This window comes from Mesorhizobium sp. M7A.F.Ca.CA.003.01.2.1 (assembly GCF_003998945.1).
Classification (GTDB): domain Bacteria; phylum Pseudomonadota; class Alphaproteobacteria; order Rhizobiales; family Rhizobiaceae; genus Mesorhizobium; species Mesorhizobium ciceri.
The window spans coordinates 1-4792 of the sequence record NZ_RZRA01000407.1 but is presented as its reverse complement, the minus strand read 5'-3'; the positions used below and the strand labels follow the sequence as shown (position 1 = coordinate 4792).

The 4792-nt window shown below is 61.0% G+C and carries 6 protein-coding genes; 2 read left to right on the top strand and 4 right to left on the bottom strand.

The annotated features are described in order from the left end of the window. The 4 genes from EN969_RS17320 to EN969_RS36050 form a co-directional block, all read right to left on the bottom strand. The coding region (locus EN969_RS17320; protein ID WP_127312973.1) for a hypothetical protein at positions 1-373 on the bottom strand (373 nt) is incomplete at its 3' end. An 87-nt stretch (positions 374-460) separates the two neighbouring features. Continuing rightward, complete coding sequence (locus EN969_RS17315) at positions 461-1756, bottom strand: Nramp family divalent metal transporter (protein ID WP_063170144.1); 1296 nt, start codon at positions 1754-1756, stop codon at positions 461-463. A gap of 249 nt (positions 1757-2005) precedes the next feature. Continuing rightward, positions 2006-2260, bottom strand: coding sequence for a hypothetical protein (locus EN969_RS36055; protein WP_244514264.1), 255 nt, complete (start codon positions 2258-2260; stop codon positions 2006-2008). Positions 2261-2266: 6 nt separating this feature from the next. Further along, a complete protein-coding gene (locus tag EN969_RS36050) occupies positions 2267-2647 on the bottom strand; it encodes a LysE family translocator (protein WP_244514263.1) in 381 nt (126 codons plus the stop codon). Positions 2648-2866: 219 nt separating this feature from the next. Between EN969_RS36050 and EN969_RS17305 the strand changes: the two genes are divergently transcribed. Continuing rightward, positions 2867-3829 carry an ATP-dependent DNA ligase gene (locus EN969_RS17305; RefSeq protein WP_050596396.1) on the top strand — a complete coding sequence of 321 codons (963 nt, stop codon included), beginning with the start codon at positions 2867-2869 and terminating at the stop codon, positions 3827-3829. Between the two features lie 106 nt (positions 3830-3935). After that, positions 3936-4792: thiamine pyrophosphate-binding protein (locus EN969_RS17300; protein ID WP_245467454.1), on the top strand; the 857-nt coding region annotated here is incomplete at its 3' end.

The following is a 4792-nucleotide window of genomic DNA, read 5'->3' as shown; positions in this document are numbered from 1 at the left end:
CGGGAAAGGAATCCTCCAACCCCGCCTGCAGTTGGTCCTCGAGCGTGCGTGGTTCTTCGGACCGGCCGGGCGTTCTGCGCGTGTCGATCTTCTCCAGCGACTGTTTCTTTTTCGGCGAATCGTTGGCGTTCCGGACCAGGGCGTAAAGCTGCTCGATCGCGAGTTCCTTGATCGTTTCGAAATCGGCCCGATCGTCCTTGGCAGCCTCGATTTGATCAACCATGGCTTTCTCGAAGCGGTCGAGGCTGTCGCCTCCGCAGGCATGGGAAAGGCGCAACAGGGCTTCGTTCAGCATCAACGGAGCGAAATGTGCTGAAGCTTCAAGCCTGAGTTGCCTTAAACGGTCCGGAGTTGCGGCCTGCAACTTTGACATGGACAACCTCCTTTCTCCCACAAGCGTCTCAACGGGATTTGACCGCCGATGTTCCACCGTGCCTGAACATCTGTCATGCCATGCGAGCTACAGGAACCAGCTTGCCACCAATCCCGCCGACGCCGCAAAAATCGCCAAGGTCGTCACGCCGCCCAGGATGTTCGTGCTTGTGCTGTTGACCTTGTCGCCCATGATCTTGCGATTGTTGGTCATGATGAGGATGAGAAGCAGCAGCGGCGGCGTTGAAAATCCTTGCACGATGCCGGACCAGACGAGAGCTTTCATCGGGTTGAAGCCGAAGAAATTGAGACCCACCGCCACCAGCGTTATGACCCCGATCGCGATGTAGAATTTGGGAGCCTGCCGGGGTTTGGCATGCAGGCTATTCTTCCATCCCATCGCCTGGGCGAAATCGAAAGCAGCGCCAGCGGTCATGATCGGCACGGCCAGGAAGCCGACGCCAATTACACCGGCCGCAAAGAGAATGCCGGCAGCGTCGCCGGCAAGCGGCCGCAGCGCTTCGGCCGCCTGTGCCGCTGTCTCGATCTGCGTGTGTCCGGCCTTGTAGAGCGTCGACCCGGTCGAAAGGATGATAAAATACATGATCAGATTGGAGAACGTCATGCCGATTAGGATATCGCGGCGGGATCGGCGCAGTTCACCCTCGGTGGCGCCTTTGCGCTCTTCGAGGCTCGTTCGACCCTTGGCGATCTCCTCCTCCACCTCCTGATTGGACTGCCACGTGTAAAGGTATGCGGAGAGAGTGGTCCCGACGATGGCGACGAGGATGGACAGGTACTCTCGGCTGAACTCGATTTGTGGCAACAGCGTGCCACGCAGGATGGAAGCGGCATCCGGTTTGGCAAGCACCGCGGAGACCACATAGGCAAGCAGAGCCAGAGCCAGCCACCGGAACACATTTCGGATCAATTTGTACGATCCGAGCACCTGCAGGGCAAAAATGACGACCGCAACGGCAGTGACGACCAACGGAGCAGGCAGCGGAACGAACAGCACAATAGCCGCCGACATGGCGCCAAGGTCGGCGGCTGCCTCGATCGTGTTGCCAATCAGCACGCCCACCAGCACGGACCATAGCAGCCAACGCGGATAGAGGTCCGATATGACCTGGAAAAGCCCGCGACCCGAAACCTGGCCAAGTTTGGATGAAAGGTAGACGACGAGATACATCATCGGCAGCGTGACAGGTGCCGTCCACAGCAGGTCGGGGCCGAACCGCGCTCCGGCGCTGGCGTAGGTACCGATGGCCGAGCAGTCGTCATCGGCCGCGCCGGTGATCAGGCCAAGCCCAAGAGCCCGAACGACGTCGCCCCCTTTTCGCCTGCTTTCCCTTTGGCCAGCATTCTCAGGCGGCTTGTTCATTGAAGGCGCGTCTTTACCGAGGCCACGCAAGAAATCATGACGAACATTCCAATCGGATGGCGATGAAGCGTTGCAGCTGCATTGAGATCGAGGTTCGAACCTCCGGTCAGGTTTTTTGTTCCTGGACACGGTCCCGGCCCGCAACGGCGGCGGAGCCGAACGTCAAAGCGAATGCTCCGTCCCCCTGAAGAAGACAATGCTTGTGTCGAAGCCAATCCTTCAGGCGACGTGGCAAGCTATTTCTTCAAGTCAGCGGCTCGTACTGCCGCCGATCACCATCCGCACGCCGAGGCCGATAATGAGACAGCCGGCGAGCCGCTGCTGCCAAAGCCTTGCGCGAGGGTGCCGCATGACCCATGCGCCGACCGCGCCCGATGCCAAGGCGTAGGCTCCCAGCACCAGCACACCGGTTATCTTCTGTGTTGCGCCAAGCAGCACCAGTTGCAACGTGACGGAGCCCCTATGCGGGTCGACAAATTGCGGCAGGAACGCAACCATGAACATCAAAGGCTAGGGATTGCTCAGATTGGCGATCATTCCTTCCCGGGCGGCGGCGAGCGGCCGCAGGGCCTTGATGTCACCTGTGGGAATGGTTGCCGAGGCTGAAAGCAGCAGCCGGAAACCCAGCCACATGATATAGGCCGCCCCGGCCCATCGAAGCAGATTGAACGCCACCGGCGAGGCGTGGACAAGCGAAGACAGGCCGAATGCAATCAGCGGAAGCTGCACCAGTCCGGCGCCCAGCGTCATGCCGAGTACCGTGAACAACGCCACGCCGCGCCCGTGTCCGATGCCGCGGGCCATCACCAGCATGCTGTCGGGGCCTGGCGGCACCTGCATCAGAATGACGGTTCCGACAAAAGCTGTCCACAATGAGAGGTCGATGGGCATCTCCTTTCGCGCCGCCGATGACATCAAAGCGGCCAGCCGTCACCGGGTTCCGGCGGCAAATGAAAATGTCCATCGTGAAGAACCTCCATGAACCCGTCAGATGGAACGCGGTGCAGTCCTGGAAGTTGAAAAGCCGGAGCCGTTCCTGAACCGGTTTTGGAGGCCTGATCCGTGCATGAACCGATAAACGCCTTCCCGCTCCCGCTGGATACGTCTCCGATGGAGGCCAGGCTTGCCGATGCAATCCCAAGGGATGGGAACCGCTGGCAGTACGAGCCTAAATGGGACGGATTCCGCTGCCTTGCTTTCAAGAGCGACGACACCGTTGACCTGCGCGCCAAATCCGGCAAGCCGCTCGGCCGCTATTTTCCGGAAATCACGGAGATCCTGCGTGACCTCAAGCGCGGGCATTTCGTCATCGACGGCGAGATTGTCATCGAGGTGGACGGTGAGCTTTCCTTCGAGGCGCTGCAGATGCGTCTTCACCCGGCACAAAGCAGAATCCGCAAACTGAGTTCGCAGACGCCTGCCAGTCTGATCCTCTTCGACATGCTTGCCAGGCCGGGCGGCGAGGTCATCACCGGCAAACCACTTGTCGAAAGGCGGCGAGCGATCGAGGACTTCGTGACCTCCTCGAACAGTCCGGATCTTCGCCTGTCGAAGTGCACTTATGATGCAGCGACGGCGGCTCGATGGCTGAACGGGGCCGGCCATGCATCGACCGACGGCATCGTGGCCAAAGTGCTCGACGAGCATTATCTGTGCGGCGAACGTGCGATGGTGAAGGTAAAGCCGAGGCGCACCGCCGATTGCGTTGTCGGCGGTTTCCGCTATCTCGCGGGTAGCCGTGAGGTCGGCTCACTGCTCCTCGGCCTCTACAATGACGACGGCAAGCTCGATCACGTCGGCTTCACGTCGACCATCGCCAGGACCGACAGAGGAGCGCTCACGCGCCGGCTGGAAGGGCTGCGGTCAGAGCCCGGATTCACCGGCAAGGCGCCCGGCGGCCCGAGCCGCTGGAGCACGGAGCGCAGCGGACAATGGGAGCCTTTGGAACCTGAACTGGTGGTGGAGGTCCGCTTCGACCACGTCACCGGCAATCGGTTTCGCCATGGCACCAAACTGCTGCGCTGGCGCCCCGACAAGGCGCCACGGCAATGCACGTTCGAGCAGATCGAATAAACCGCCCCAGGAAGATCGCCCCAGAAACCTGTCACGATTTATTGCGACGAAGGAACCAACTCGGGATTCACCGGTTCGGACACCATCCACCCGGAGCTACCCTGACATGCCGAATGCAGCAGAAATTCTGATCGACACACTCGTCGCCTGGGACGTGGAGGTGGTGTTCGGCTTGCCGGGAGACGGCATAAACGGGGTCATGGAAGCGTTGCGGACGCGGCGCGACAAAATTGCCTTCGTTCAGGTCCGGCATGAAGAGTCGGCTGCCTTCATGGCATGTGCATATGCCAAGTGGACAGGAAAGCTGGGCGTGTGCCTTGCGACGTCCGGCCCCGGCGGAACACATCTTCTGACCGGCCTCTATGACGCCAAGCTCGACCAGGCTCCGGTGCTGGCGATTACGGGCATGCAGTTCCACGATCTGATCGAGACGTTCACGCAACAGGATGTCGATCTGACGCGCGTGTTCAACGATGTCTCCGTTTATAACGCCCATGTTGCCGATGCCGCGCATATGGAAAACGTCGCCAGCCTTGCCTGCCGAACGGCGCTGGCGCGCAAGGGCGTCGCCCATCTTTCGATTGCCAGCGACATCCAGGAGCAGGAGCGTGATCCGTCGAAGCGCTCCAAGCGCAATCGCCCGGCGCACACGCCGCAGGATATGTTCGCCGGTCACAGCGTACCGCTGGACGTTGAGCTCGACAAAGCCGCCGCCATTCTCAATGACGCTTCGCGGGTTGCGATCTTGGCCGGGCGCGGCGCCATCGGCGCGGCCGCCGAACTCGAACACACGGCGCGCCTGCTGCAGGCGCCTGTCGCGAAGGCTTTGCTGGGCAAGGCGGTGCTGCCGGACGACCATCCCTACACCACCGGCGGGATCGGCATTCTTGGAACCCTGGCTTCGCAAGAGGCGATGGAGAACTGTGACGCGGTGCTGATTGTCGGTTCGACCTTCCCCTACAT

Coding starts and splice junctions, on each gene's coding strand:
- EN969_RS17315 (WP_063170144.1), bottom strand. CDS start 1,756: ATGAACAAGCCGCCTGAGAATGCTGGCCAAAGGGAAAGCAGGCGAAAA.
- EN969_RS36055 (WP_244514264.1), bottom strand. CDS start 2,260: ATGTTCATGGTTGCGTTCCTGCCGCAATTTGTCGACCCGCATAGGGGC.
- EN969_RS36050 (WP_244514263.1), bottom strand. CDS start 2,647: ATGCCCATCGACCTCTCATTGTGGACAGCTTTTGTCGGAACCGTCATT.
- EN969_RS17305 (WP_050596396.1), top strand. CDS start 2,867: ATGGAGGCCAGGCTTGCCGATGCAATCCCAAGGGATGGGAACCGCTGG.